The organism is Streptomyces albidoflavus, from assembly GCF_000719955.1.
GTDB lineage: Bacteria > Actinomycetota > Actinomycetes > Streptomycetales > Streptomycetaceae > Streptomyces > Streptomyces albidoflavus.
On the sequence record NZ_JOII01000024.1, the window covers coordinates 44,955 to 70,946 of the forward strand.

Annotated in this window: 21 protein-coding genes; 8 read left to right on the forward strand and 13 right to left on the reverse strand. The window is 74.5% G+C overall.

Annotation, left to right across the window (positions count from 1 at the left end; translation table 11 throughout):
* Nucleotides 1-76 precede the first annotated feature (76 nt).
* Together IF45_RS0122270 and IF45_RS0122275 are read right to left on the reverse strand one after the other, a co-directional pair.
* The gene (locus IF45_RS0122270; RefSeq protein WP_030309128.1) at nt 77-1,360 is read right to left on the reverse strand and encodes an SWIM zinc finger family protein; all 1,284 of its coding nucleotides are present in this window, start codon (nt 1,358-1,360) and stop codon (nt 77-79) included.
* 56 nt (nt 1,361-1,416) lie between these two features.
* Nucleotides 1,417-4,293 (reverse strand): SCO1167/SCO6262 family helicase, encoded by a 2,877-nt coding sequence (locus tag IF45_RS0122275; RefSeq protein ID WP_030309130.1) that lies wholly within the window; start codon nt 4,291-4,293, stop codon nt 1,417-1,419.
* Between the two features lie 356 nt (nt 4,294-4,649).
* On the opposite strand from IF45_RS0122275, the gene IF45_RS0122280 reads away from it, so the two are divergent.
* Together IF45_RS0122280 and IF45_RS0122285 are read left to right on the forward strand one after the other, a co-directional pair.
* Nucleotides 4,650-5,705 (forward strand): acyl-CoA desaturase, encoded by a 1,056-nt coding sequence (locus IF45_RS0122280; protein WP_030309132.1) that lies wholly within the window; start codon nt 4,650-4,652, stop codon nt 5,703-5,705.
* A gap of 104 nt (nt 5,706-5,809) precedes the next feature.
* Complete coding sequence (locus tag IF45_RS0122285; protein ID WP_030309135.1) at nt 5,810-5,992, forward strand: tail-anchor membrane protein; 183 nt, start codon at nt 5,810-5,812, stop codon at nt 5,990-5,992.
* A 13-nt stretch (nt 5,993-6,005) separates the two neighbouring features.
* On the opposite strand, the gene IF45_RS0122290 is transcribed toward IF45_RS0122285, so the two are convergent.
* Together IF45_RS0122290 and IF45_RS0122295 are read right to left on the reverse strand one after the other, a co-directional pair.
* Nucleotides 6,006-7,418, reverse strand: coding sequence for a tannase/feruloyl esterase family alpha/beta hydrolase (locus IF45_RS0122290; RefSeq protein WP_030309137.1), 1,413 nt, complete (start codon nt 7,416-7,418; stop codon nt 6,006-6,008).
* A 142-nt stretch (nt 7,419-7,560) separates the two neighbouring features.
* Complete coding sequence (locus IF45_RS0122295; RefSeq protein WP_030309139.1) at nt 7,561-8,382, reverse strand: hypothetical protein; 822 nt, start codon at nt 8,380-8,382, stop codon at nt 7,561-7,563.
* A gap of 216 nt (nt 8,383-8,598) precedes the next feature.
* Here IF45_RS0122295 and IF45_RS0122300 point away from each other — a divergent pair, with 216 nt between their 5' ends.
* Nucleotides 8,599-9,522, forward strand: coding sequence for an oxygenase MpaB family protein (locus IF45_RS0122300; protein WP_030309141.1), 924 nt, complete (start codon nt 8,599-8,601; stop codon nt 9,520-9,522).
* Nucleotides 9,523-9,528: 6 nt separating this feature from the next.
* Here IF45_RS0122300 and IF45_RS0122305 read toward each other — a convergent pair whose 3' ends face one another.
* Nucleotides 9,529-10,128 (reverse strand): class I SAM-dependent methyltransferase, encoded by a 600-nt coding sequence (locus tag IF45_RS0122305; RefSeq protein ID WP_030309143.1) that lies wholly within the window; start codon nt 10,126-10,128, stop codon nt 9,529-9,531.
* Nucleotides 10,129-10,315: 187 nt separating this feature from the next.
* On the opposite strand from IF45_RS0122305, the gene IF45_RS0122310 reads away from it, so the two are divergent.
* Nucleotides 10,316-10,894 (forward strand): GTP-binding protein, encoded by a 579-nt coding sequence (locus tag IF45_RS0122310; RefSeq protein WP_026235090.1) that lies wholly within the window; start codon nt 10,316-10,318, stop codon nt 10,892-10,894.
* Nucleotides 10,895-10,921: 27 nt separating this feature from the next.
* On the opposite strand, the gene IF45_RS0122315 is transcribed toward IF45_RS0122310, so the two are convergent.
* Nucleotides 10,922-11,350 carry a PPOX class F420-dependent oxidoreductase gene (locus IF45_RS0122315; RefSeq protein ID WP_003952165.1) on the reverse strand — a complete coding sequence of 143 codons (429 nt, stop codon included), beginning with the start codon at nt 11,348-11,350 and terminating at the stop codon, nt 10,922-10,924.
* Between the two features lie 93 nt (nt 11,351-11,443).
* Here IF45_RS0122315 and IF45_RS0122320 point away from each other — a divergent pair, with 93 nt between their 5' ends.
* Both IF45_RS0122320 and IF45_RS0122325 read left to right on the forward strand, forming a co-directional pair.
* Complete coding sequence (locus tag IF45_RS0122320) at nt 11,444-11,863, forward strand: roadblock/LC7 domain-containing protein (protein ID WP_003952166.1); 420 nt, start codon at nt 11,444-11,446, stop codon at nt 11,861-11,863.
* Nucleotides 11,864-12,110: 247 nt separating this feature from the next.
* Complete coding sequence (locus IF45_RS0122325; protein WP_242536781.1) at nt 12,111-12,977, forward strand: DUF6397 family protein; 867 nt, start codon at nt 12,111-12,113, stop codon at nt 12,975-12,977.
* Here IF45_RS0122325 and IF45_RS0122330 read toward each other — a convergent pair.
* The 3 genes from IF45_RS0122330 to IF45_RS0122340 are packed head-to-tail and all read right to left on the reverse strand — an operon-like array spanning nt 12,947 to nt 16,966.
* Complete coding sequence (locus IF45_RS0122330; RefSeq protein ID WP_008416730.1) at nt 12,947-13,480, reverse strand: tetratricopeptide repeat protein; 534 nt, start codon at nt 13,478-13,480, stop codon at nt 12,947-12,949. The two genes, IF45_RS0122325 and IF45_RS0122330, sit on opposite strands and share 31 nt — an antisense overlap.
* A complete protein-coding gene (locus IF45_RS0122335; RefSeq protein ID WP_003952169.1) occupies nt 13,477-14,349 on the reverse strand; it encodes an acyl-CoA thioesterase in 873 nt (290 codons plus the stop codon). The genes IF45_RS0122330 and IF45_RS0122335 overlap by 4 nt, the downstream gene beginning before the upstream one ends.
* Before the next feature lie 43 nt (nt 14,350-14,392).
* Nucleotides 14,393-16,966, reverse strand: coding sequence for a DEAD/DEAH box helicase (locus IF45_RS0122340; RefSeq protein WP_075985852.1), 2,574 nt, complete (start codon nt 16,964-16,966; stop codon nt 14,393-14,395).
* Nucleotides 16,967-17,074: 108 nt separating this feature from the next.
* Between IF45_RS0122340 and IF45_RS0122345 the strand changes: the two genes are divergently transcribed.
* Nucleotides 17,075-17,866 (forward strand): metal-dependent hydrolase, encoded by a 792-nt coding sequence (locus tag IF45_RS0122345; protein ID WP_008409054.1) that lies wholly within the window; start codon nt 17,075-17,077, stop codon nt 17,864-17,866.
* A 59-nt stretch (nt 17,867-17,925) separates the two neighbouring features.
* On the opposite strand, the gene IF45_RS0122350 is transcribed toward IF45_RS0122345, so the two are convergent.
* Together IF45_RS0122350 and IF45_RS0122355 are read right to left on the reverse strand one after the other, a co-directional pair.
* The gene (locus IF45_RS0122350) at nt 17,926-19,707 is read right to left on the reverse strand and encodes an ABC transporter ATP-binding protein (protein ID WP_008409055.1); all 1,782 of its coding nucleotides are present in this window, start codon (nt 19,705-19,707) and stop codon (nt 17,926-17,928) included.
* Entirely contained in the window at nt 19,704-21,515 is a 1,812-nt protein-coding gene (locus IF45_RS0122355; protein ID WP_008409057.1) for an ABC transporter transmembrane domain-containing protein, read from the reverse strand. The genes IF45_RS0122350 and IF45_RS0122355 overlap by 4 nt, the downstream gene beginning before the upstream one ends.
* Before the next feature lie 201 nt (nt 21,516-21,716).
* On the opposite strand from IF45_RS0122355, the gene IF45_RS0122365 reads away from it, so the two are divergent.
* Complete coding sequence (locus IF45_RS0122365) at nt 21,717-22,454, forward strand: L,D-transpeptidase family protein (protein WP_015506718.1); 738 nt, start codon at nt 21,717-21,719, stop codon at nt 22,452-22,454.
* 14 nt (nt 22,455-22,468) lie between these two features.
* Here the strand turns inward: IF45_RS0122365 and IF45_RS0122370 are convergent, their stop codons facing one another.
* Nucleotides 22,469-25,405 carry an FAD-binding and (Fe-S)-binding domain-containing protein gene (locus tag IF45_RS0122370; protein WP_030309149.1) on the reverse strand — a complete coding sequence of 979 codons (2,937 nt, stop codon included), beginning with the start codon at nt 25,403-25,405 and terminating at the stop codon, nt 22,469-22,471.
* Between the two features lie 66 nt (nt 25,406-25,471).
* On the reverse strand, nt 25,472-25,942 hold the full coding sequence (locus tag IF45_RS0122375) for a MarR family winged helix-turn-helix transcriptional regulator (protein WP_003952176.1): 471 nt from the start codon (nt 25,940-25,942) through the stop codon (nt 25,472-25,474).
* Nucleotides 25,943-25,992: the final 50 nt, after the last annotated feature.

Consider the following 25,992-nt stretch of genomic DNA (forward strand, 5'->3'; position numbering starts at 1 on the left):
GGCGCACGGGCCGGAGCGACACCGCGCGCCGGTACACGCCCCGGACCTGCTGACCACAGCGGTCGGCCCCGCTCGCTCACTCCCCGGCCCGGGCCAGCGCCAGCGCCTGGGCCGGGTCCAGGACCGGCGGCCCCGCCGGGCTCCACCGCCCGCGCTCCTTCCGGTACGGCCACCAGCGGCCGTCCGGCGCGTACCGCACCTGGACACCCTCGTCCGGCAGCGTCCAGCGTCCCCGGGCCGCCCGGAACGCGGGGCGCCCGGACTCCTCCCACGCCGCGTCGAGCGCCGCGCGTGCCCGCGCCGCCGCCTTCGCGTCCAGCGGCTCGTCCTCCTCCAGCACCCGCAGCGCCGGGGCCCCGCCGAACTCCCATGCCCGTACCGCCAGTTCCAGCGCCTCCCGGCTGCGGCCCGACGCCTCGGCGAGCCGTCCGGCCGCCTCGGGACCCGGGCGGGCCGCCGCCAGCCGTACCGCGTCCTCGGTGAGCGCAGGCTCGGCCTCCACCGGCGTTCCGGCGTGGTCCGGCGCCACGGCGCGTGCCAGCCGGCGCCGGGCCTCCTCGGCCGCCTGGCCGGCGAGGAAGGTGAGCAGACCGGGGTCGACCCCGGGGGCGGGGGCCGCCTCCGTGTCCAGGTTCGGGCCCTCGCCGGCGTACTCCGGCGGCTGCGGCGGGGTCGGCAGCGGCGGGAGCAGCGCGCCCAGGGCGTACGCCTCACTCGCGGGCACCCCCTCCGCCGGGGCGGCCCGCGCGGGGCCGGAGTGCCGGGCGCCGCGGATCTGGAGGCTGTCGAGCAGGGCCCGTTCCGGGCGTCCTCGCATCAGCAGCAGGACGAACGGGTCCTGGTCGAGGAGGCGTGCCATCTGGTAGCTGAGGGCCGCCGTGTGCCCGCAGTGGTCCCACGCCTCGCAGGTGCAGGACGGTTCCAGGTCGCCGATGCCGGGTAGCAGGTCCACGCCCGCCTGCGCCGCGTCCTCCACCAGGTGCGGCGGCATCTCCCGGTCCAGCAGGGCCGCGATGTGCGCGGCCCGTTCGACGGCCATGTCCACGAAGCGGTCCCAGTCCTCGGCCGACAGCGGCTCCCAGACCACGTCCGCCCGGTAGGCGCTCGCGCGGTCCTGGACCACCGCCGTGATCCGCCCCGGCCGCACCGACACCGCGCCGACCGCCCCGGCGCGCGCCAGCCGCCGCCCCGCCTTCAGCTGCCCGAGGTCCAGTGCCGTCTCCTCCAGCGCCCGCAGCCACGACTGTCCCCACCAGCTGGTGGCGAACCCGCGCCCGTGCGCCGGGGGCAGCGCGGCGAAGGTCCGCTCCTCGCTCCCGTCGGCGCCCTGCCCGCCCGACTCCCCGGTCTCGTCCCACATCCCGTACTCCTCCGTCGTCCCCGTCTCCGCCGTCCCGCCGCCTGCGCGCGAGCCGGTCACCGGGCGGCCGTCCGCAGGGTGACCAGCTCCGCCAGTTCGGCGTCGCTCAGCTCGGTCAGCGCCGCCTCGCCACCGGTCAGCACCGCGTCGGCCAGTGCCTGCTTGCGGACCAGCAGTTCGGCGATCCGGTCCTCGATGGTGCCCTCCGTGACGATCCGGTGGACCTGCACCGGCCGGGTCTGCCCGATCCGGTACGCGCGGTCGGTGGCCTGCGCCTCGACCGCCGGGTTCCACCAGCGGTCGACGTGGACCACGTGCTCCGCGCGGGTCAGGTTGAGGCCGGTCCCGGCCGCCTTGAGGGAGAGCAGGAAGACCGGCACCTCGCCGTCCTGGAACCGCCGCACCATCTCCTCCCGCGCCGGGATCGGCGTCTGCCCGTGCAGGAACTGGGTGGCCACCCCGCGTGCGGCGAGATGCCGCTCCAGCAGCCGGCCCATCCGCACGTACTGGGTGAAGAGCAGCACCCCGGCGCCCTCGGCCAGGATGGTGTCGAGGAGTTCGTCGAGCAGTTCCACCTTGCCCGAACGGCCGCCGACCCGGGGCCGGTCCTCCTTCAGGTACTGGGCGGGGTGGTTGCAGATCTGCTTGAGCGAGGTGAGCAGCTGCACGATCAGGCCGCGCCGCTCCATGCCGTCGGCGGCGGCCACCGCGGCCAGCGTCTCGCGGACCACCGCCTCGTACAGCCCGGTCTGTTCGGCCGTCAGCCCCACCGCGTGGTCCGTCTCCGTCTTCGGCGGCAGTTCCGGGGCGATCCCCGGGTCGGACTTGCGGCGCCGCAGCAGGAACGGGCCCACCAGCCGGGCCAGGCGCCGCGCGGCGGCCGGGTCGTCGCCGGACTCGACGGCACGGGCGTAGACCCGCCGGAAGGTGCCCAGCCTGCCCAGCAGTCCGGGCGTGGTCCAGTCGAGCACCGCCCACAGCTCGGAGAGGTTGTTCTCGACCGGCGTCCCGGTCAGCGCCACCCGCGCCTTGGCGGGGATGGCCCGCAGCTGACGGGCGGTCGAGGAGTACGGGTTCTTCACGTGCTGCGCCTCGTCGGCGACCACCATCCCCCACCCCGCCCCGGCCAGCGCGGCAGCGTCCAGCCGCATCGTGCCGTACGTGGTGAGGACGAAGCCCTCCGCCGGCAGCCCGGCGGAGGCGCGGGAGGCGCCGTGGTACCGGCGGACCGGGGTGCCGGGGGCGAACCGCTCGATCTCCCGCTGCCAGTTGCCCATCAGCGAGGCGGGGCACACCACCAGCGTGGGCCCCGTCGTGGCCGGATGCGCCTGGCGGTGCAGGTGGAGGGCGATCAGGGTGACGGTCTTGCCGAGCCCCATGTCGTCGGCGAGGCAGGCCCCGAGCCCCAGCGAGGTCATCCCGGCCAGCCAGCTCAGCCCGCGCTGCTGGTAGTCGCGCAGGGTGGCCGCCAGCCCCTCCGGTACGGGGACGGACTCGGCCCGGTGCGGATCGGCGATCCTCGCTCGCAGCTCCTCCAGCGCGCCCGAGGCCCGCACCTCGACGCGCTCGCCGCCGACGTCGGCGGAGCCGGTCAGCGCGGCACCCACCGCCTCCATCGGTGCGAGGGTGTGGTCCCGCCGGTCGCGTGCCCGGCCGGCCTGTGCGGGATCGATCAGCACCCACTGGTCGCGCAGCCGCACCAGGGGCCGTTTCGCCTCCGCCAGCACGTCCAGCTCCTCGCGCGTCAGCCCCCGGCCGCCGAGGCTGAACCGCCAGCTGAAGGTGAGCAGCGAGTCGGCGGAGAGGAACCCCGCTCCCGTGTCGTCACCGCCCGCCTCACCGTCCCGGCCGACCACGCCCCGGGCGGTCAGCTCGCGCGCCAGCTCCCGGGGCCAGTGCACCTCGACACCGGCACCGGCCAGCGCCTTCTGCCCCTCGCCCAGCAGCTCCGCGATCTCCTCGTCGGCCAGCTCCACCGTGTCCGGCACCCCCGCCGCCAGCAGCGGCGACAGCGGAGCCCAGGCCCCGGCGGCCCGGCGCAGCGCCAGCAGCGCGTCGACCCGGGCGCGCGGCCCGAAGGCCCCGTCGTCCGCCCCGGCACCGGCCCAGACCTCGGCCGCGTCGGCGACCCGGCCCGGGTCGCTGAGGCTGTGCAGTTGGAGCACCGCGCGGAAGGCGCCCACCACCTCGGCGCCGGACTCCTCGCCCCCGGCTCCGGCGGGCGTCTCGACCCGCAGTGAGAGGCGTACCCCCGCGTCGTGCCCGGCGGCCACGTCGGCGGCCCAGCCACGCTGCCCGGGCAGGTGCTGCGGCGGCCCGGCCGTGTAGGCGTCGCTCCCGGCGAGGGCCGGTGCGGCGGCCGTGCGGGGCAGGGTGTCGGCGACGGCGTCGAGGAAGTGCCGCAGCAGCCGCTCCGGTTCGGCCAGCGCAAGCTCGGCCGCGTCGCTCCCGGGCGGCGCGGCGACCGGGCCGCAGTGCGCCACCGGGGGCATGGAGGCGGCGAGTTCGCGGACCCGCCCCAGTTCGTCGGGGCCGAGCGGGCCGCACCGCCACGCGTCGTGGTCGGCGGGGGAGAGGCCGGGCAGCAGCAGGCCCCGGGCGAGCAGGTCGAGGGCGAGCAGGGCGGCGGCGCCCCAGAAGGCGGCGGACGGATGGGCGTCGTCCCGGACCCGGGCCCGGGTCAGCACGGGCAGCGCCCACGCCACGGGCAGCAGCGTCGCGCGGACCGGCCGGACGCGCAGGCTCCCGTCCTCGTCGGGGAGGACCAGGGAGAGTTCCCGCGGTGCGGCGCCGGGCACCTCGGGCGGGCCGGAGCCCTCCGCCGGGAAGAACGCGAGGGACCCGGCGCGGGCCGGGTCGCCCGGGACGAAGACCGTGGCACAGGCCGACAGGGCGCGGACGTCGGCGGGGGAGAAGGCAGGGCACATCTGCACGGCGATGGCAATTCCTCAAATTTGACTACCTGCTGCTGAGCGGCCGAGGGTACAGCACCGGAACCCGGGAAGCCCGCTTCCCGCCTGTGATCCGGGCCACTGCCGCGCCGGTGCCGTGGTGGGGCTACCACCACCCCCTTCCTGGGCCGTTCCCCCGGCCGTACGCGGCGTTCTCCCCCGCACCGTTCCGGAGGCTTCCGCCATGGGCCGGGCCCGCCGCGCTCCGTAGCGTGAGGCCGTCGCAGACGGACCGCCGCGCACCGGCGAGCGGAGCCCCGCCACCCTCGTGCCTCACCCCAGCCCGCCCGCCGCCACGGGCACGCGCCGCCGTGCCCCCACGCAGAACCGGAGACCCCATGACCCAGACGGCCGCCCCCGCCCCACGCCCGCCGCTCACCCCGGCCGGCCCGGCGCCGGGCAGCGAGTTCAGCCCCCTGCTGCGCGAGGTACGCGGCCAGGGCCTGCTGGAACACCGCACCGGCTGGTACGCCCGCACCATCACCCTCAACCTGCTGGCCCTCGCCGCCGTCCTCACCGGCCTGGCCCTGCTGGGGGAGAGCTGGTGGGCGCTGCTGCTCGCCCCGCCGCTCGCCGTCCTCTCGGCCCGCACCGCCTTCGTCGGCCACGACGCGGGCCACTCCCAGATCACCGCCGACCGGCGCCTCGCCCGCCTCATCGGCCTCGTCCACGGCAACCTGCTCCTCGGCATGGGCTACGCCTGGTGGAACGAGAAGCACAACCGCCACCACGCCAACCCCAACCACACCGGGAAGGACCCGGACGTCGCCGCCGACGTCCTCGTCTTCACCGGGCACCAGGCCGTCACCCGCACCGGCCTCCGCGCCTGGATCACCCGCCACCAGGCCGGACTCTTCCTCCCCCTCACCCTCCTCGAAGGCATCGCCCTGAAGGTCTACGGCTTCCAGGACCTGCGCAACCACCCCTGGCGTGTCCGCCTCGTCGAGGGCGGCCTGCTCACCGCGCACGTCGCCGGCTACACCGCCCTGCTGCTGACCCTCCTGACCCCCTGGCAGGCGCTCGCCTTCGCCGCCGTCCACCAGGCACTCTTCGGGCTCCATCTCGGCCTGGCCTTCGCCCCCAACCACAAGGGCATGGAGATGCCCGACCCGGAAGGACCCCGCTGGGGACACCTGCGCCGCCAGGTGCTGACCTCCCGCAACATCCGCGGCGGCCCCGTCACCGACTGGCTCCTCGGCGGCCTCAACTACCAGATCGAGCACCACCTGTTCCCCAGCATGCCCCGCCCGCACCTGCGCCTGGCCCAGCCGCTGGTGCGTGCCCACTGCGCCCGGCTGGGCGTGCCGTACACCGAGACCGGAGCCGTGGACTCGTACCGCCAGGTCTTCGCCCACCTCCACGAGGTGGGTGAGGGGCTGCGCCCGGCCGCCTGATCCGCGAAGCCCCGGCGCGCGGAAGCGAGCACACTGGAACCAGCGGCGCGGGCGCCGCGTTGTCACCACAGACGGCGGACCCCGCCACCGAGGAGGTCATCGACATGTCGACGAACACCAAGATCGCCGTGGGAGGGGTGGCGGTCGGCCTGCTCCTGCTGATCTGGCTGCCCTGGTGGGTCGCGCTCCTGATCGTGCTGGGCGTCCCGGCCGCCGCCTACCTCACCCTCGACCCCTCGCAGCGCCGCCGGCTGCGCAACCGCGGGCGCCGCGAGCTCGGGCGCTGAGCGGGGGCGTGGCTCAGCGCAGCGGGCAGGCGTTCACCACGTCCCCGCCGGACGGACGGGCCACGGTCCGGTCGGCCGGCGGCGGCGTGCCGCGCTCCACCCACGCCGTCAGCGCCTCGAAGGCGGAGCGGTGGCAGGGCAGGATCGGCCGCAGCCGGTCCGGATGGGTGTCGTACAGGCCGTCGGTGTGGGTGCCGCCGGCCGCCGTGTAGAAGCGGTGCAGCCGTCCGGCGCCCGCGCGGTCGATCATCCGGCTGTAGACGGCCGAGTCGGCGGCGAGCGGCAGCAGGGTGTCCAGGTCGCCGTGGAGCGTCAGCATCGGCTTGCCGATCCGTCCGGTCAGCGCCACCTTCTCCAGCGCCCGCCGCACCGAGGCCGGACGCCGCTGAAGGTCGTAGCGGGCGTCCGAGGCGCAGGGCGCCAGGATCTCCTCCACCGTCGAACCGGCCGAGGCGCCGGGACAGGCCGGGTCGTACGAGGGGTCGAACTCCGCCCGGTACGTCTTCTGCGTGACGCCCCAGTATGCGGTGCGGTGGTACTCCCACAGGAACTCCGAGCCCCGCGCGAACCCGGCCCGGTACATCGCCGCGTCGTCGGCCGCGCCGGTGCCGTGGGCCACCGCCGTCGGCAGCGAGGTCAGCAGGCTCGGCCCGTCGGCCGTCCACAGCGAGCCCTCCCAGTCGACCCCGCCGTCGTACAGCTCCGGCCGGTTCTCCAGCTGCCAGCGGGCCAGGTAGCCGCCGTTGGAGATCCCGGTGACGTAGGTGCGGTGTGGCGCCTTCCCGTACCGCTGGGCCACCACCTTCTTCGCCGCCAAGGTCAGCTCCGTCGTCCGCCGGTTCCACTCGGCGACCGCGTCACCGGGCCGCTTCCCGTCCCGGTAGAAGTCGACGGTGCTGTTGCCCTTGTCGGTCGCCGCGTAGGCGTAGCCGAGGGAGAGCACGTGGTCGGAGATGGCGGTGTCCGCCGCGTACTGCTTGCGGGTGCCGGGGGCGCCGGTCACCACCAGCCCGCCGTTCCACCGCTCGGGCAGCCGGATCACGAACTGCGCGTCGTGGTTCCAGCCGTGCGTCGTGTTGAACGAGGAGTCGTCCGGGAAGTACCCGTCCACCTGCCGCCCCGGCACCCCGGAGGGATTCCGCGTCCCCGCCGCCGTCAGCCCCGCCTGGTCCGCCATGTCCGTGTACGCGGTCCCGGCCAGCCCCGCCGTCGTCAGGTCCACCAGACACGCCACCCGCTGGTGCTCGGCCCCCGGCACCCGCAGCCGCTCCGGCCCCGCGCACCCCGCGCCCCGCTCGGGGCCGGCTCCGGAGGCCGGTGCCGCGCCGGTCACCGCGACGGCCGCCAGCGCGGTGGCCAGCAGGACCGTGACGGGGCCGCGCCGCGCCCCGGGGCCTCTCTCCGGTCCGGTCCTCGTCCGTCGCACCCTGCGAAAAATCCCCATGGCTTGCCTCCCGGGCAGCACGTTCCGACGCTGTGAGCGCCTCATCGTGCGGCGGGCCCGCGAGGTGGACCATGGTCCGGAACCACACACGGCGGCCGGGAGCGGTGTGGCCCCCGGCCCCGCCTCAGCTCTCCGGGGGCGCCAGCGCCGCCAGCCCCTCCAGCAGCGCCGGGAGCCGTGCGCCCCGGCCGACCGGGAGCACCTGGGCGGGCTCCTCGTCCAGCAGGACGAAGGCGATGTCGTCGGTGCGCGCCACCAGCGACCAGCCGGGCCCGTCGACGCGCAGCGTCCGTGCCTCGCCCGAGGCGAACGCCGAACGCACCCGGCCCGGCGGAGGTGGGGAGTCCAGATAGCCGTGGGCCTCGCCCAACGCCCGGCGCACCCCGGGATGCGCGTGCGTGGCCCCGGCGGGAGCCTCCGCGTCCTCCCCCTCCTGGGGGCCGGGCGAGGTGAACTCCGAGGTGTCCGTCTCCTCGCGCCACTGGGCCCAGCGCAGGGCGATCTCGTCGGCGCCCAGCCGCCGCTGCGGCCCGCTCCACTCGCCGGCGTCCGGCGGCGCGAGCCGCACCACCCCCGCCAGGTCGCCCCCGGGCTCGGGGTCGTGCGGGGCGGGCACCCCGGGCGCGCGCACCGCCAGTTCCACCGGCCACCCCGGCAGGGCGGCCACCACGGTCTCCTCGCGCGGCGACAGGTCGTACTCCATGCCGCAGTCCCAGGCGGCGATCGCCACCGCGACCAGCGGCACATCGTCCACCACGACCGTCCAGCGGGCCCCCGCGCCGTCCTGGCCGAGGACCAGCCCGTAGCCGTCGGCAGCCGGGAGCAGCCCCAGCGCGGCGCAGGCCGCCGGGTAGTCGTCGCCGAAGACCCCCGGGAAGCGCCCCGGGGTCATCACCATCGCGGTCAGCACGTAGAGCGAGTCGTCGCCGTCCTCGACGTCCGCCATGGCAGCTCCCCACGTCATCGGTCCCGGTCGTCGGTCCCGCCCTGTCGTCGGCGCACCTTAACCAGCCGGTAACCCACGCGTCGAGAGCCCCGCGGTCACCGTTCCGGGACGTTCACCGAACCCGACCCCGACCGCCGCCCGCGAGAATGACGTGACGCTGTGACACCAACCGTGGCAGACCGTAGAGTTGAGCCCCACGACCGAAGGGGGCAGCCCGTGCAGCGTTACGACCGGCTCCGGTACATCCGCACGCTCGACCCGGCCGAGGACCACCTCGAGATCTACCGGCTCACCGCGGCCCTGGAGTTCCCCTGGGACTACACCCGCGCCCTCGAACTCGCCCTCTACCGCACCTACGCCGTCCCGAGCATCGGCCGCCTCCTCGCCGAGACCGCCGAACTGACCGAACGCACCCAGAAGCGGTACGACGACACCTCGCTCCTCCTCGACGCCGTGGTCGAGCACGGCTTCGACCACGAACAGGGCCGCACCGCCATCCGGCGCATCAACCGCATGCACCGCAGCTACGACATCAGCAACGACGACATGCGGTACGTGCTGTGCACCTTCGTCGTCGTCCCCAAGCGCTGGATCGACCGGTACGGCTGGCGCCGCCTCTCCCGCCACGAGGCCGAGGCCGCCGCCGCGTACTACCGCACCCTCGGCCGCCACATGGGCATCCAGGACCTCCCCGAGGACTACGCGGCCTTCGAGGAGTGCCTCGACTCCTACGAGCGCGCCCACTTCGGCTGGGACGAGAAGGCCCGCACCGTCTCCGACGCCACCCTGGACCTGATGGCGTCCTGGTACCCCAAGCCCCTCGCCCCACTGCTGCGCACCGCCACCCTCGCCCTCCTGGACGACCCGCTCCTCGACGCCTTCCGCTACGACCACCCCGGCCCTCTCACCCGCCGCCTGGTCCGGGGCGCCGTGCGGCTGCGCGGCCGGGCGGTCCGGCTGATGAGCCCGCGCGTCGTGCCGCACTACGCACGGCAGAACCCGGAGATCAAGGGGTACCCGGACGGCTACCGCGTCGCCGAACTGGGCACCTTCCCGGTCCCCGGCGTGCGCGGCTGCCCCGTCCCGCACCAGGCGGCCCCCGAAGGGCGGACGGCCGACGCGGCGGCCGAGGAGGGCTGAGGCCGCTCAGCCCGTCCGCACGGCCAGCACCAGATACCGCTCCGGCTCGTCGGCGTACGACCGGACCCGCCAGCCGCCCGCCTCCAGCAGGGCCGTGACGGGGCCTTGGGCCCGCAGGTCGTCCGGGGCCACCGTGCGCCCCTGCCGGGCGGCGAGCGCGGCCCGGCCGATCGGGTGGAAGAGCGCCAGGGTGCCACCGGGACGCACCACCCGCGCCCACTCGCGGACCCCGGCCACGGGGTCCGCGAGGTGCGAGACCAATCCGGCCGCGAACACCGCGTCGAGCCCTCCGGTCCGCAACGGCAGCCGCTCCGCGTCCGCCAGCAGCAGCGCCCCCGCCTCCCGCCGGCCCGCCCGGACCGCCTCGGCCAGCATCGCCTCCGTCAGGTCGGCGCCCAGCACCGTCCCCGCCGGGCCCACCGCCGCGCGCAGCGCGGGCAGCGCCCGGCCGGTCCCGCACCCGGCGTCCAGGACCGCGTCCCCCGGGCGCGGCCCGAGCGCCCGCACGGCCGCCTCGTACGCCGGACCGTCGTCCGGAAAGCGGCTGTCCCAGGTGGCGGCACGCGGCGTGAAGAACTCCCGGACGTGTGTGTGATCGTGGCTCATGCGCCCATGATCCCCCGCCGCCGCGCCACCCGCGTGGCCATCGGCTGTCCCCCGGTGATCGCGGTCCGACAGGCCCCGGCAGTTTGCGACCGCTTTCGAAACGCGCCCCCGCGGCCCGCCACCCGCCCGGCTAACGTCCCGGAGCCAGGGGAGCCCCCCGATCCACCGCCCGGAGACGAGAGCGCCGATGAACGCAGTGCAGCCCACCGCCACCCGCGCCGGTGAACCGCCGATGACCCTGAAGGTCGTCGTCGCGGGCGGCTTCGGAGCCGGCAAGACCACCCTCGTCGGCGCGGTCAGCGAGATACGCCCGCTGCGCACCGAGGCCGAGCCGAGCGGTCCCGGCGCCCGCACCGGCGGCACCACCGTGGCCATGGACTACGGCCGGATCACCCTCAAGGACGGACTGGCCCTCTGCCTCTTCGGCACCCCCGGCCAGGACCGGTTCTGGTTCCTCTGGGACGACCTCGCCCACGGCGCCCTCGGCGCGGTCGTCCTCGCCGACACCCGCCGCCTGCCCGACTGCTTTCCGGCCGTCGACTACTTCGAGGACCGCGAGATCCCCTTCGTCGTCGCCGTTAACTGCTTCGGCGGCGTCCGCAGCCACCAGGGCGACGACATCGCCGAAGCCCTCGACCTCGACCCCGGCACCCCGGTGGTCCTCTGCGACGCCCGCGACCGCGAGGCCGTCAGGGACGTCCTGGTCAGCCTGGTGGAGTACGCGGGACGGCAGCACGCCGCCCGCCTGCTGGCCGCCGTGGGGTGAGCGTCCGCAGGCGGGGCGTCGGCCTGCTCAGGCGGTCAGGTCCGCCATGGCCGTGGCCTTCTCCACCGTGACCCGCACCAGGAGTTCGCCGGGCACCGCGTTGCGGGCGCCGAACTCCTCGGCCTTCTCCTCGCCGACGTAGCGGGCGGCGATCCGGGTCGCCCAGCGGAGCAGCTCGGCCGGGTCCTCGCTCAGCTGGACCCGGCCCTGGAGCACCGCGAAGGAGAACGGCGGCCGTTCGTCGTCCACACAGAGCGCCACCCGGCCGTCCCGGGCCAGATTGCGGCCTTTCACCGTGGCCGCTCCCGTGTTGAACACCACGTCCCCGCCGTCCAGAACGAACCAGACCGGGGCGATATGGGGGCTCCCGTCCGCCCGTACCGTGGCCACTTTGGCGGTCCGCGTGCCTTCCGAGACGAATGCGCGCCATGCTGCTTCAGTCATCTTCTGAGCCATGTCCTCATCATGCTTGCCCGGACGGCGGCAGTGGTGAAGGCTTGCGGACCAGATCCTCCGGTCAGGGGGACGGACACGGGGAGAGACCGGATCATGGCACAGAAAAAGGGACTCGGCTGGTTGCTCGACGACCTCACCCAGCGGGTGAGCTTCGTCCGCCACGCCCTCGTCCTCTCCAACGACGGCCTGGTCACCGGGGCCAGCAGCGGCCTCGCCCGGGAGGACGCCGAGCACCTCGCGGCGGTCTCCTCCGGCCTGCACAGCCTCGCCAAGGGCTCCGGCCAGCACTTCCGGGCCGGCGGGGTGCGGCAGACGATGATCGAGTTCGACGACGCTGTCCTCTTCGTGACCGCCGCGGGCGACGGCAGTTGCCTGTGCGTCCTCAGCTCGGCCGACGCCGACCTCGGCCTGGTCGCCTACGAGATGACGCTCCTCGTCAACCGGGTGGGCGAACACCTCGGCGTGGACGTACGCATCCCGGAGAGCCGCCCGGGCGGACTGCTCGGCCGCTGACCTGCGGCGTTGCCGAGGCCGGTGGAGTTATCCACAGGCCCGGCGAGATCCCCGGGACACGGTTACGGTTCTTTTCCAGGGCAAACCACCGCTCACGGGGAGAACCGCCATGCATCCTGACCTTTCCTCAGCCGTACCCGCGCCGCGCGCCGTTCACGGGCCGTCACCACTTCCCTGGACCGGTCCACCGGGCCCGCCCGACGCGGCACCCCCGCTGAGCGCCGAGGCCGCGGCCCACGCGCTCGGAGTGCGGCAGAGCGAGATCGAGACAGCCGTCGGCCTCGGCCTGCTCGCCACCACCGGGAGGACCGGGGAGCCCGGGGAGCGGCCCAAGGTGCCCGCCTCCGAGATCGGCCGGCTCCTCCCGTCCGTCGACCACCCCGACGGCCTGCGCGCCCAGGTGGCCACGACCGGGGCGCGGGACGGCGCCGCGCTGCTCGGCATCACCGAGGAACGCTTCGCCAAGCTCGCCAGACTCGGCCTGCTCACTCCGGTCCGCTGCCACCTCAACCGCTACCACCGCGTCGTCTGGCGCTACCTCGCCGACGAACTCCGCGCCGTCCGCCGCCACCAGGCACCCCACCTGACCGGCCAGCTCCCTCCGCCGCTGCGCCGACTCCTCGCCACCGGCGACGACGCGCGGCCCCGCACCTGGCGTCGCCGGGTCCTGGCCCAGCGCCTCGGCCGCGCCGGCACCACCTGGGAGCGGGCCGCCGCCGTGGCCGCGCTCCTGCCCCCCTCCCACACCACCGCTCTGCTGACCCCCGACGAGCGGCGGTGTCTCGACGCCGCCCGGCCCCGCCCGCTGTTCGCCCGGGCCAGAAGCGGAGCCGCCGAACGCCTCCTCGAACCCCTCACCCGGGCGCTCCCCGGCCCCGAGACGGAGCAGTACGCGGCCGAGTTCGCCGAACTGCTCGACGAGGCCCGGACGACGGCGCGCCCGCCGCACCGCGTCCCGCGCAGGCGTTCCGCCGGGCGGCTGCGCAGGCCCACACCGACGCGCCCGCCCCAGTCCCCGGGCCCCGGCTCCACCGGTCCCGCCCGCAGGCACGGGCAGGACCGGGTCCGGCAGGCCACGGGTGGTCAGGACAGGTCGTCCAGATCCCTCGCGTAGTGCCGGATCGCCCGCTCGTAGGCGGTGACCCCCGGGTCGGCGCTGGTGTCGGCCACCACGGTCAGCGCCAGCTCCAGGGCCTCCTTGGGGCGGCCGGCGCTGTACAGGGCCAGGGCGAGGAAGGTGCGCAGCGCCGCGTCGTCCGGGAACTCCCGTACCCCGTCGCCGAGCGTGGCCACCGCCTCCTCGGCGCGGTCCAGCACCCGGTAGGTCGAACCGAGACCGAGCAGCGCCCCGCGCCGGTCGGCCTCGGAGAGCCCGGGCAGGGCGAGCGCCCGCCGGTAGTGGGGGACGGCCTCCGCCTCCAGGCCGAGCACGTCGTGGGTCCACGCCGTCTGATAGGCGACCTCGGCGTCCCCGGGGTGCTCGGCCCCGAGCCGCACCAGCAGCTCACGGGCCTCCTCGGGGCGTCCGTCCGCACGCAGCCGGACCGCCGCGCCGAGCCGGTCCGCCAGGCCCCCGGGGCGGCCGGGTGCCTGCCCGGCCCGCTCCGCCGCACTCACCGGGAGAGCTCCCGGAACAGCCCCTCCTGGACGACCGAGACGAGGAGGTTCCCCTCGCGGTCGTAGATCCGGCCGCGGGCGAGGCCGCGGCCGCCGGTGGCGACCGGGGACTCCTGGTCGTACAGGAACCACTCGTCGGCCCGGAAGGGGCGGTGGAACCACATGGCGTGGTCCAGCGAGGCCATGTCGAAGCCGCGCGGGCCCCAGAGCGGCTCGACGGGGATGCGGACGGCGTCCAGCAGCGTCATGTCACTGGCGTACGTCAGGGCACAGGTGTGCACCAGCGGGTCGTCACCGAGCGGTCCGACCGCGCGCATCCACACCGCGCTGCGCGGCTCCGCGTCCTGGATCTCCTCCGGCGACCAGCGCAGCCGGTCCACGTACCGGATGTCGAAGGGCTGGCGGCGCGCCATCCGCTCCAGTGCCTCCGGCAGTTCGCCGAGGTGTTCGCGGACCTCCTCCGCGACGGTCGGCAGCGTCTCCGGGTCCGGCACCACCCGGGCCGGGGGCAGCTGGTGGGTGAAGCCGCCCTCCTCCGGCTTGTGGAAGGAGGCCGTCAGGTTGAAGATCGTCCGGCCCTCCTGCACCGCGGTGACCCGGCGCGTGGTGAACGACCGGCCGTCGCGCACCCGTTCCACCTGGTACACGATCGGCACCCCGGGCCTCCCGGGCCGCAGGAAGTAGGCGTGCAACGAGTGGACCGGCCGGTCGCCCTCGGTGGTCCGCCCGGCCGCGACCAGCGCCTGGCCGGCGACCTGGCCGCCGAAGACGCGCTGCAGCGACTCCTGGGGGCTGCGCCCCCGGAAGATGTTGACCTCGATCCGCTCCAGGTCCAGCAGATCCACCAGCCGTTCGGCGGCGTTCGTCATGTTCCGTTCTCTCCCGTGTCCCGTAGGCCCGATCGGCCCCGCACTACAGCCGGCCGACGTCGGTGACCCGGACCACGGCCCGGCCCTCCGCGTCGGAGGCGGCCAGGTCGACCTCGGCGCTGATGCCCCAGTCGCGGTCGCCGTTCGGGTCCTCGAAGGTCTGCCGGACCCGCCACAGCTCGTCCTCGGGCCGCTCCTCGATGAGCAGCAGCTTGGGGCCGCGGGCGTCGGGACCCGTACCGAGGTCGTCGTACTCGTCCCAGTACGCGTCCATCGCCTCGCCCCACCGCTCGGCGGTCCACCCGGCGTCGCCGTCCAGCTCGCCCAGCTCCGCGACGTTGTCCAGGGCGGCCAGCTCCACGCGGCGGAACATGGCGTTGCGCACCAGCACCCGGAAGGCGCGGGCGTTGGCCGTCACCGGCTTCACCTGGTCGGCCTTCTCGCGGGCCTCGTCCGCCGTCATGTCCTCCGGGTTGGCGAGCTGCTCCCACTCGTCGAGCAGACTGGAGTCGACCTGGCGCACCAGCTCGCCCAGCCACGCCGTCAGGTCCTCCAGGTCCTCCGACTTCAGGTCGTCGGGGACGGTGTGCTCCAGCGCCTTGTAGGCACTGGCCAGGTAGCGCAGCACGATGCCCTCGGTCCGCGCCAGCTCGTAGAAGGAGACGTACTCCGTGAAGGAGAGCGCCCGTTCGTACATGTCACGGATGACCGACTTCGGCGACAGCGGGTGGTCGCCGACCCAGGGGTGGCTCTGCCGGTAGGTGTCGTAGGCGTGGAAGAGCAGCTCCTCCAGCGGCTTGGGGTGGGAGATCTCCTGGAGCCGCTCCATCCGCTCCTCGTACTCCACCCCGTCGGCCTTCATCGCCGCGACCGCCTCGCCGCGCGCCTTGTTCTGCTGCGCGTGCAGGATCTGGCGCGGGTCGTCCAGCGTCGACTCGACCACCGAGACCATGTCCAGCGCGTACGAGGGCGACTCCGGGTCGAGGAGGTCGAAGGCGGCCAGCGCGAAGGTGGAGAGCGGCTGGTTGAGGGCGAAGTCCTGCTGGAGGTCGACGGTGAGCCGGACGATGCGGCCCTCGGCGTCGGGCGCGTCCAGCTTCTCCACGATCCCGCCGTCGAGCAGTGAGCGGTAGATGGCGATCGCCCGGCGGATGTGGCGCAGCTGCTGCCTGCGCGGCTCGTGGTTGTCCTCCAGCAGGTGGCGCATCGCCTCGAAGGCGTTGCCCGGCCGGGCGATGACCGACAGCAGCATCGTGTGGGTGACCCGGAAACGCGAGGTCAGCGGCTCCGGCTCGGAGGCGATCAGCTTCTCGAAGGTCTGCTCCGACCAGGCGACGAACCCCTCGGGCGCCTTCTTGCGGACCACCTTGCGCCGCTTCTTCGGGTCGTCACCGGCCTTGGCCAGCGCCTTCTCGTTCTCCACCACGTGCTCCGGCGCCTGCGCCACCACCAGCCCGGCGGTGTCGAAACCGGCCCGGCCGGCGCGGCCCGCGATCTGGTGGAACTCACGGTTGCGCAGCACCCGCACCCGGGTGCCGTCGTACTTGGTGAGCGCGGTGAACAGCACCGTACGGATCGGCACGTTGACGCCGACGCCGAGCGTGTCCGTCCCGCAGATCACCTTGAGCAGCCCGGCCTGGGCCAGCCGCTCCACCAGCCGCCGGTACTTCGGCAGCATCCCCGCGTGGTGCACGCCGATGCCGTGCCGGACGTACCGGGAGAGGTTCCGGCCGAACTTGGTGGTGAAGCGGAAGTTGCCGATCAGCTCGGCGATGCGGTCCTTCTCCTCGCGCGTGCACATGTTGATGCTCATCAGCGCCTGCGCCCGCTCCACCGCCTGGGCCTGCGTGAAGTGCACGATGTAGACCGGCGCCTGGCGGGTGTCGAGCAGCTCGGTCAGGGTCTCGGTCAGCGGCGTCGTCCGGTACTCGTACGACAGCGGCACCGGGCGGGTCGCCGAGCGGACCACCGAGGTGGGGCGGCCGGTGCGGCGCGTCAGGTCCTTCTCGAACATGGCGACGTCGCCGAGGGTCGCCGACATCAGCACGAACTGCGCCTGGGGCAGCTCCAGCAGCGGGATCTGCCAGGCCCAGCCCCGGTCCTGCTCCGCGTAGAAGTGGAACTCGTCCATCACGACCTGGCCGACGTCGGCCGCGCGCCCGTCCCGCAGCGCGATCGAGGCGAGCACCTCGGCGGTGCAGCAGATCACCGGCGCGTCGGCGTTGACCGAGGCGTCGCCGGTGAGCATGCCGACGTTCTCGGTGCCGAACATCTTGCAGAGGTCGAAGAACTTCTCCGAGACCAGCGCCTTGATCGGCGCGGTGTAGAACGTCACCTTGTCCTGGGCCAGTGCCGCGAAGTGCGCGCCCGCTGCGACCAGGCTCTTCCCCGAACCGGTCGGCGTGGACAAGATCACATTGGCCCCGGAGACCACCTCGATCAGCGCCTCCTCCTGAGCCGGATAGAGGGTGATGCCCCGTTCCTCGACCCAGGACGAGAAGGCGTCGAAGAGGGCATCGGGGTCGGCGTCCGGCGGCAGCTGATCGATAAGGGTCACGCCCCCATCTTGCCTTCCTTCTGTACCGATCACGGAATCGGACGACCGTGCGAAGATCATCGGCGCTAAGGTGAACCGCCAACTGGGCAGCGAACAGAAGCGATCCGACGCGACCCCTGCCCACGGGACGACACACGGACAGCGGAAACAAGGGGCGGGGACACAGCCATGATGGGACCGGCGCACTCACTGTCGGGAGCAGCGGCCTGGCTGGGCGTGGGAGCGCTCGCCACCGCGATGGGCCACACCATGCCGTGGCCGGTACTGGTCACCGGCGCGCTCATCTGCGCGGGCGCCGCCCTCGCGCCCGACCTCGACCACAAGTCGGCGACGATCTCCCGCGCCTTCGGCCCCATATCCCGCGGCCTCTGCGAGATCATCGACCGGCTCTCGGCAGCCGTCTACAAGGCCACCCGGGGCAAGGGCGACCCCCGGCGCAACGGCGGCCACCGCACCCTCACCCACACCTGGGTCTGGGCGGTCCTGGTCGGCGCGGGAGCCTCCGCCGCCGCGGTCTTCGGCGGACGGTGGGCGGTGCTCGGCATCCTCTTCGTCCACCTGGTCCTCGCCGTGGAGGGACTGCTCTGGCGGCACGCGCGGGTCTCCAGCGACGTCCTGGTCTGGCTGCTGGGCGCCGCCGGCGCCTGGATCATCGCGGGCATCCTGGACCAGCCCGGCAACGGCGCGGGCTGGCTCTTCACCGAACCGGGCCAGGAGTACCTGTGGCTGGGTCTGCCGATCATCCTCGGTGCTCTGGTGCACGACATCGGTGACGCGCTGACCGTCTCCGGCTGCCCCATCCTGTGGCCCATCCCCGTCGGACGCCGTTTCTGGTATCCGGTGGGCCCGCCGAAGTTCATGCGCTTCAAGGCGGGAAGCTGGGTGGAGGTCAAGGTGCTGATGCCCGCGTTCATGCTGCTCGGAGGGGTGGGCGCGGTCGCCGCGCTCAACCTCGTCTGAGCGGCGGGAACGGCCGTCCGGCGGGTCCTGTGCCCCGGCACAGGACCCGCCGCCGTGTCTCACCCGTGCCAGGAGCGCCAGAGCGCCGCGTACGCGCCACCGGCCGCGACCAGCTGGTCGTGCGGGCCCAGCTCGGTGATCCGGCCGTCCTCCACCACGGCGATCAGGTCCGCGTCGTGCGCCGTGTGCAGCCGGTGCGCGATCGCCACCACCGTCCGGCCCTCCAGCACCCGCGCCAGGGAACGTTCCAGATGGCGCGCGGCCCGGGGGTCGAGCAGCGAGGTCGCCTCGTCCAGCACCAGCGTGTGCGGATCGGCCAGTACCAGCCGGGCCAGCGCCACCTGCTGGGCCTGCGCCGGGGTGAGCGCCAGCGCGCCCGACCCGACCTCGGTGTCCAGCCCCTCCTCCAGCGCCCGGCCCCAGCCGTCCGCGTCGACCGCCGCCAGCGCCTCCCACAGCTCCTCGTCCCCGGCGTCCGTCCGGGCGAGGCGCAGATTGTCCCGCAGCGAGCCGACGAAGACGTGGTGCTCCTGGTTGACCAGCGCCACGTGGGAGCGGACCTCCTCGGCGGGCATCCGGGCCAGCTCGGCGCCGCCGAGGGTGAGCCGCCCCGTGCGCGGTCCGTAGATCCCCGCGAGCAGCCGGCCCAGCGTCGACTTGCCCGCGCCCGAGGGGCCCACCAGGGCCAGCCGGGTCCCCGGCTCCACCGCCAGCGTCACCTGCCGCAGCACGTCCACGCCCGGCCGGTAGCCGAAGTGGACGTCGTCGGCCCGCACCGCCCGCCCCTCGGGCCGCTCGTCGGCGTCGCCCGCCTCGGGCTCCACCTCGCGCACCCCGACCAGGCGGGCCAGCGACACCTGCGCCACCTGGAGCTCGTCGTACCAGCGCAGCACGATGCCGACCGGGTCGACCAGCATCTGCGAGATGAGCGCCGCGGTGGTGAGCTGGCCGACGCCGATCCAGCCCTGGAGCACGTAGAAGCCGCCGATCAGCAGGACCGAGGCGAGCACCAGGACATGGGTGAGGGAGACCACCGGGAAGAGGACCGAGCGCAGCCACAGGGTGTAGCGCTCCCACCCGGTCCACTCGGAGATCCGGCGGTCCGACAGCGCGACCCGCTCCGGGCCCAGCCGCAGCGACTCCACCGTGCGGCCCGCGTCGACCGTCTCGGTCAGCGCCGAGGCCACCGCCGCGTACCCGGCCGCCTCCGACCGGTACGCCGCAGGGGCCCGCCGGAAGTACCACCGGCAGACCAGCAGCAGCGCCGGCAGGGCGATCAGCACCACCGGGGCCAGCGTCGGTGCCGTCACCGTCAGACCGCCCAGCAGGAGCAGGATCCACACCACGCCGATCGCCAGTTGCGGCACCGCCTCGCGCAGCGCGTCGGCGAGCCGGTCGACGTCGGTGGTGATGCGGGAGAGCAGGTCGCCCGTCCCGGCCCGCTCCAGCACGCCCGGCGGCAGCTCCACCGAGCGGACCAGGAAGTCCTCGCGCAGATCGGCCAGGACCTCCTCACCGAGCATCGCGCCGCGCAGCCGGACCCGGTGGATGAAGAACGCCTGCACCACCAGGGCCGCGGTGAACAGCAGCATCGTGCGGACCAGCGGGACGTCCTCGGCGCCCGCCGAGACCTCCTCGACCAGCGAGCCCAGCAGGTACGGACCGGCCATGGAGGCGATCACCGCGACCGCGTTGACCGTCACCAGCAGCAGGAACGCCTTGCGGTGCCGCCGCGCCAGGTCGGCGATGTACGCCCGGACCGTGGCCGTGCCCGCCACCGGGAGCTTCGTCGCCTCGGTGGGCGCCGCCGGGTCGTAGGCGGGGGGTGCCAGCCCGATCATGCCTTCTCCTCGATCTCGTCCCGGTCCTCGCGGGCTTCCTGCTCCGCATCGGTCTCCCGGGTCACCACGGCGCGGTACCGCGGGTCGCCGTGGAGCAGTTCCTGATGGGTGCCGACGGCCACCGCCGCGTCCCCGTCGATCAGCACCACCCGCTCGGCGCCGTCCAGCAGCAGCGGCGAGGAGGTCAGCACCACCGTGGTGCGCCCGGCCCGGGCGGTCCGCAGCCGTCCGGCGATCCGCGACTCGGTGTGCGCGTCCACCGCCGACGTCGGCTCGTCCAGCACCAGTACGGGCGGGTCGGCCACCAGCGACCGGGCCAGCGCCAGCCGTTGCCGCTGGCCGCCCGAGAGCGACCTGCCCCGCTCGGTGATGCGGGTCCGCGTCGGGTCGCCGTCCGGCTCGGCCGAGGCCTGCGCCAGCGCCTCCAGCACGTCCCCGCAGTACGCCGCCGTCAGCGCCTCCTCGCCGGAGACCCGGCCCGAGGAGGGCACGTCGAGCAGTTCGGCGAGGGTCCCCGACAACAGCACCGGGTCCTTGTCCTGCACCAGCACCGCCGCACGGACCGCCGCCAGCGGAAGCTCGTCCAGGGCGGCGCCGCCCAGCAGCGCCGAGGGCACCGGCGCGTCACCCTCGTCGCGGGGCGCGTGCCCGCCCAGCCGCTCCGCCAGGCGGCCCGCCAGGTCCGGGTCCCCGCAGACCACCGCGGTGAACACGCCCTCGGGGGCGAGCAGTCCCGTCGCCGGGTCGTACAGGTCACCGCGCGGCACCACGTCCTGCGTCGCCCCGGGCGTGTCCCCGTCCGCCCCGGCATCCTGGCGCCGCAGCCCCAGCACCCGCGCCGCGCGCTGCGCCGAGGGCCGCGAGAAGGAGTAGGCCATCGCGATCTCCTCGAAGTGGCGCAGCGGGTAGGCCAGCAGCATCACCGCGCTGTAGACGGTGACCAGTTCGCCCACCGTGATCCGGCCCAGCTGCGCCAGATGCACGCCGTACCAGACCACGCCCACCAGGAGCAGCCCCGGCAGCAGCACCTGCACCGCCGAGATCAGCGCCCACATCCGGGCGCTGCGTACCGCCGCGTGCCGGACCTGCTGGGAGGCGTCGCGGTAGCGGCCGAGGAAGAGCTGCTCGCCGCCGATCCCGCGCAGCACCCGCAGCCCCGCGACCGTGTCGGAGGCCAGCTCCGTGGCGCGCCCGGCCTTCTCCCGCTGGTGGTCGGCGCGCCGGGTGGCGGGCGGCAGCAGCGGCAGCACCGCGAGGGCCAGCACCGGTACGCCCACCGCCACGACCACGCCCAGCGCGGGCTGGTAGACGAAGAGGGCGGCGCAGACCGCCAGGACGGTGACGGCGGCCGCCGTGAACCGGGAGAGCGCCTCCACGAACCAGCCGATCTTCTCGACGTCGCCGGTGGAGACGGCCACCACTTCACCGGCGGCGACCCGCCGGGTCAGCGCCGCGCCCAGCACGGCGGTGCGGCGCGCCAGCAACTGCTGGACCCGGGCCGCCGCCGTGATCCAGTTGGTCACCGAGGTGCGATGGAGCATCAGGTCGCCCACGGCGACGCCGATCCCGAAGACCGCCAGCACCCCGCCGGCCACCGCCAGGCCGCCGCTCTCGCCCGCCACCACCGCCTCCACGGCGATCCCGACCCCGTAGGGCAGGGCCGCGATGGAGAGGAAGTGCAGCAACCCCCAGCCGAGCGACTTGAACTGGCCTCCGAGCTGCATACGTCCGAGCCAGAAGAGGAAACGGGGTCCGGAGCGCGTGTCGGGCTCGCCCGGATCGGTGTACGGAAGGTCGCGGATCTGCATGACGTCCCAGGACTCGGTGGAGCAGGAGCAGAAGTCGGTACAGCAGGAGCAAACCGTGACAGCCTCGCCTGCCGCGACCACGGCGGCAACCGATTAAACGGCCGCTCCGGACGGCTTTCGGCCGCACGCCCGGCGCACGCGCCGGAGCCCGCCGACCGGGCCGCCGTCCGCGTCCGCCGGGCCGGTGCGACCATGGAACCCATGCGCCCGACCGCGATTCGCCCGACCGTGTTCCGCAGCGTGCTCGCCACCGCCGCCGCGGCCCTCCTGCTGACCTCGTGCGGCTCCGGCGGCACGGCACCCGAGCCGAAGGGCGAGGCGCGGCAGCCCGACGCCCGGGCCTCCTCGGCCGCTCCGGGAGAACTGCCCGGCATCTCCGAGCGTTTCCGGAAGCAGATCCCCGACGACACCCGGCAGGTGGTCGCCGTCTACGGCGACGGCGCCGACCGCGCCACCGCCACCGTCGTCCTCTACACCAAGGACGGGGACGGCTGGAAGAAGCGGGCCGACTGGCCCGCCCACAACGGCAAGAAGGGGTGGACGCCCGACCACCACGAGGACGACAAGCGCAGCCCCGTGGGCGTCTTCACCCTCACCGACGCCGGCGGCGTCCTCGCCGACCCCGGACCCGGCGGCCTGCCGTACACCCGCAGCGACGCCTTCGCCGCGCCCCGCACCTGGGCCGAGTCGCACTGGCACGACTTCGACCTGGTCATCGCCATCGACTACAACCGCGTCAAGGGCACCCCGCCCAACGACCCGACCCGTCCCGAGGGCCAGTCGAAGGGCGGCAGCATCTGGCTCCACATGGACCACGGCAGCGGGACCTCCGGCTGCGTCAGCCTCTCCGAGCAGGGCATGCGCCACCTCCTGCGCACCCTCGAACCGGACCAGCACCCGGTGGTGGTGATGGGCGACAAGGCGTCCCTGCGCGCCTGAGGAACCGGCCTCACTCACCCGCCCCCGGGCCGCGTCGCCCGCTCCAGCTCCAGCAGCGCGGATCGGTACGTCCGGCCCGTGGCGTGGTCCATGCCGATCTCGCACATGCGGTTGGCGCTGAGGTACGCGTCCCACTCACGGGCGGTCACCTCGGCCGTCTCGCGGGCCGTCGCCGACTCGGTCAGCTCCCGGTGGAGCAGGCCGCGGTCGCCCGCGAAGCCGCAGCAGCGGGCGGAGTCGGGGAGCAGCACCTCGTCCGCGCAGGCCTCGGCGAGGGCCATCAGCTGCGGGACGTCGCGCAGGTGCTCCATCGAACAGGTCGGGTGGACCACGGCCGAGCCGACCGTCCGCAGGATCTCCAGCTCCGGCAGCAGCTCCTCGGCCGCCCACACCAGGGAGTCGACCACCGTCAGTTCCCGGTGCAGCTCCCGGTTGGCGGGGGTGAGATACGGGACCACCTCGTGGGCGATGCCGAGGGTGCACGAGGAGGCGTCGACCACCAGCGGCAGCTGCCCGCCGCCGGTCCAGCCCCAGGCGGCCTCGACGATGCGGTTGGCCATCACGGCGTCGGCCTGCTCGTACCCCTTGGAGTGCCAGATGGTGGCGCAGCAGGTGCCCCGTACGTCGCGCGGGATCCACACCGGCTTTCCCGCGCGGGCGGAGACGGCGACCACGGCCTCGGCCAGGCTCGGCCCGGTGTGCCCTTCGGGTCCGCCGAAGATCCGGTTGACGCAGGCCGGGTAGTACACGGCCCGGGCGTCCAACCGTGAGGTGCCGGGCAGCCGGTGCTTGGCGGGCCCGGGCACGGCGGGCAGCCACTCCGGCATCAGGTCCGGGCGGACCACCTTCCGCAGCCCCCGGGTGAGCGCCGACAGCAGCCGGTCGTCGATCTTCGCCGCGGCCGCCACCACGAGCCGGGCCGCCGCCTCCACCACCCGGAAGTGCTCTGCGGTGAGCGTCGCCACCCGCTCCTCGCGCGCCGAGTGCCGCTGGTGCCGGAACGCCTTCATCATCGCCCCGGTGTCGATCCCCACCGGGCAGGCCAGCTTGCAGGTGGAGTCCCCGGCACAGGTGTCCACCGCGTCGTGGCCGTACGCCTCCAGCAGCCTCGCCTCCACCGGTGAGCCGGAGGGCTGGCGCATCATCTCCCGGCGCAGCACGATCCGCTGACGCGGCGTGGTGGTCAGGTCGTTGCTCGGGCAGGTCGGCTCGCAGAAGCCGCACTCGATGCACGGGTCGGCGACCGGCTCGACCGTCGGGATGGACTTCAGGCCGCGCAGGTGCGCCTCGGGGTCGCGGTCCAGGACGATCCTCGGCGCGAGCACCCCGGCGGGGTCGATCAGCTGCTTGGTCCGCCACATCAGCCCGGTGGCCCGAGGACCCCACTCCAGCTCCAGGAAGGGCGCGATGTTCCGCCCGGTGGCGTGCTCGGCCTTGAGCGAGCCGTCGAACCGCTCGACGGTCATCCGGCAGAACGCGTCCATGAAGGCCGCGTACCGCGCGACGTCCGAGGGAAGCCCGGCGTCGAAGGCGAGCAGGAAGTGGAGGTTGCCGTGGGCGGCGTGACCGGCCACGGCCGCGTCGAAGCCGTGCCGGGTCTGGAGCGCCAGCAGCGCCTCGCACGCCTCCGCCAGCCGGTCCGGCGGCACCGCGAAGTCCTCCGTGATCAGTGTCGTCCCCGAGGGCCGCGAGCCCCCGACCGCCGTCACGAACGCCTTCCGCGCCTTCCAGTACGAAGCGATCGCGCCCGGGTCGCGGGTGAAGGTGTTGGTCACCGAGGCAACCGGGGCGACCAGGGTCAGCCGGGGCAGCACCGCCTCGGCCGCCGCCTCGAAGGCGGCCAGCCGCTCCTCGTCGGGCGCCCGGAACTCCACCAGCAGCGCGGTGGTGGTCCCCGGCAGGTGCGCCCAGTCGGCCGGCACGCCCTCCACCTGGACGGAGGCGCGCAGCGTGTTGCCGTCCATCAGCTCGACGGCGAGGGCGCCCGCCTCGTTGAAGAGCGGGACCGCGGCGGCCGCGGCGGGCAGCGAGGGGAAGAAGAACAGCCCGGTCAGGACCTCGCGGTCCAGCGGAAGGGTGTCGAAAACGATCTCGGAGAGGAAGCCGAAGGTCCCCTCCGAGCCGACCATCAGCCCCCGCAGGATCTCCACCGGCGTCGTCCCGTCGAGGAAGGCGTCCAGCCGGTAGCCGTTGGTGTTCTTCAGCGTGTACTTGGCGCGGATGCGTGCCGTCAGCGCGGCGTCGTCCTCGATCTCGCGCTTCAGCGCCAGCAGCCCGGCGCACAGCTCCGGCTCGGCGGCGGCGAGCCGCTCGTCCGCGTAGGGCGCCGCCGTGTCCACGACCGTCCCGGTGGGCAGCACCACGGTCAGCGAGGCCACCGTGCGGTAGGAGTTGCGGGTGGTGCCGGCCGTCATGCCCGAGGCGTTGTTGGCGACCACGCCGCCCACGGTGCAGGCGACGGCGCTGGCCGGGTCGGGGCCGAGGACCCGGCCGTGCCGGGCGAGGGTGGTGTTGGCCCGCAGGATTGTGGTGCCCGGGGCGATCCTGGCCCGCCGGCCCTCGTCCAGCACCTCGACCCCCACCCAGTGGCGGCGTACGTCGACCAGGATGTCCTCGCCCTGCGCCTGGCCGTTGAGGGAGGTGCCGGCGGCCCGGAAGACCACCTGGCGGCCGTGCTCGCGGGCGTAGGCCAGGACCGCCGCCACCTCGGCGGTGGTCCCGGGGAGCACCACGACGCGCGGCAGGAAGCGGTACGGGCTGGCGTCCGAGGCGTACCGGACCAGGTCGGAGATGTGGGTGAGGACCTTCTCGGGGCCGAGGAGGGCGAGCAGGTCGCTGCGGAGGGGCTCGGGGGTGCCGCCCGCGCCGGCGTCGGTCACCCGGTCGGACGAGGCGTCCTGCGGGCGGACGTCGGGGCGCAGCGCCCCGGGGTTGGGTTCCAGCAGCGGCACGGTGGCTCCTCGGACGTCGTCGCGGCGCGGGACGACGCCCCTGCGCGAGGGCGCCGCCCGCCCGCCTCAGCCGCTTTCCTCCGGCGGGGGAGCGGTCTCGGTGGGGCGGCCCGGGGTGTCGACCAGGGTCGACAGCAGGCCGCCGAGTATCGACCGCTGCTCGGCGGTCAGTGGGGCCAGGATCTCCTCGACCGCGCCCCGGCGCGCGCTGCGCATGGCGCGCAGCGCCTCGCGCCCGCCCTCGGTCAGCTCGATCCGGACCACCCGGCGGCTCTCCGGATCGGGCACCCGGCGCACCCGGTCCGCCTCCTCCAGCCCGTCGACCAGGCTGGTGACGGCGCGGGGGACCACTTCGAGGCGCTGGGCGAGGTCGGCCATCCGCGGCGGCCGCTCGCAGACGGCGACCGTGCGCAGCAGGCGGGCCTGGGCGGGAGTGATGCCGAGCGGCTCCAGCTGGCGGCGCTGGAGCCGGTGCAGCCTGCGGGTGAGGCGCAGCAGCTGCTCGGCGAGGACGCCGTCGGGGTCGGGTGAATCCATGCGGGAACATTAACAGGACCTGGTTCATTGTGTACATAGGTAACAGTGAG

What these genes read in the sequence shown, in the direction of transcription:
- IF45_RS0122270 (WP_030309128.1), bottom strand. Translation starts at nt 1,360, where the DNA reads ATGTGGGACGAGACCGGGGAGTCGGGCGGGCAGGGCGCCGACGGGAGC.
- IF45_RS0122320 (WP_003952166.1), top strand. Translation starts at nt 11,444, where the DNA reads ATGGCACAGAAAAAGGGACTCGGCTGGTTGCTCGACGACCTCACCCAG.
- IF45_RS0122345 (WP_008409054.1), top strand. Translation starts at nt 17,075, where the DNA reads ATGATGGGACCGGCGCACTCACTGTCGGGAGCAGCGGCCTGGCTGGGC.
- IF45_RS0122340 (WP_075985852.1), bottom strand. Translation starts at nt 16,966, where the DNA reads ATGATCTTCGCACGGTCGTCCGATTCCGTGATCGGTACAGAAGGAAGG.
- IF45_RS0122295 (WP_030309139.1), bottom strand. Translation starts at nt 8,382, where the DNA reads ATGGCGGACGTCGAGGACGGCGACGACTCGCTCTACGTGCTGACCGCG.
- IF45_RS0122355 (WP_008409057.1), bottom strand. Translation starts at nt 21,515, where the DNA reads ATGCAGATCCGCGACCTTCCGTACACCGATCCGGGCGAGCCCGACACG.
- IF45_RS0122310 (WP_026235090.1), top strand. Translation starts at nt 10,316, where the DNA reads ATGAACGCAGTGCAGCCCACCGCCACCCGCGCCGGTGAACCGCCGATG.
- IF45_RS0122280 (WP_030309132.1), top strand. Translation starts at nt 4,650, where the DNA reads ATGACCCAGACGGCCGCCCCCGCCCCACGCCCGCCGCTCACCCCGGCC.
- IF45_RS0122335 (WP_003952169.1), bottom strand. Translation starts at nt 14,349, where the DNA reads ATGACGAACGCCGCCGAACGGCTGGTGGATCTGCTGGACCTGGAGCGG.
- IF45_RS0122365 (WP_015506718.1), top strand. Translation starts at nt 21,717, where the DNA reads ATGCGCCCGACCGCGATTCGCCCGACCGTGTTCCGCAGCGTGCTCGCC.
- IF45_RS0122315 (WP_003952165.1), bottom strand. Translation starts at nt 11,350, where the DNA reads ATGGCTCAGAAGATGACTGAAGCAGCATGGCGCGCATTCGTCTCGGAA.
- IF45_RS0122375 (WP_003952176.1), bottom strand. Translation starts at nt 25,942, where the DNA reads ATGGATTCACCCGACCCCGACGGCGTCCTCGCCGAGCAGCTGCTGCGC.
- IF45_RS0122305 (WP_030309143.1), bottom strand. Translation starts at nt 10,128, where the DNA reads ATGAGCCACGATCACACACACGTCCGGGAGTTCTTCACGCCGCGTGCC.
- IF45_RS0122285 (WP_030309135.1), top strand. Translation starts at nt 5,810, where the DNA reads ATGTCGACGAACACCAAGATCGCCGTGGGAGGGGTGGCGGTCGGCCTG.
- IF45_RS0122350 (WP_008409055.1), bottom strand. Translation starts at nt 19,707, where the DNA reads ATGATCGGGCTGGCACCCCCCGCCTACGACCCGGCGGCGCCCACCGAG.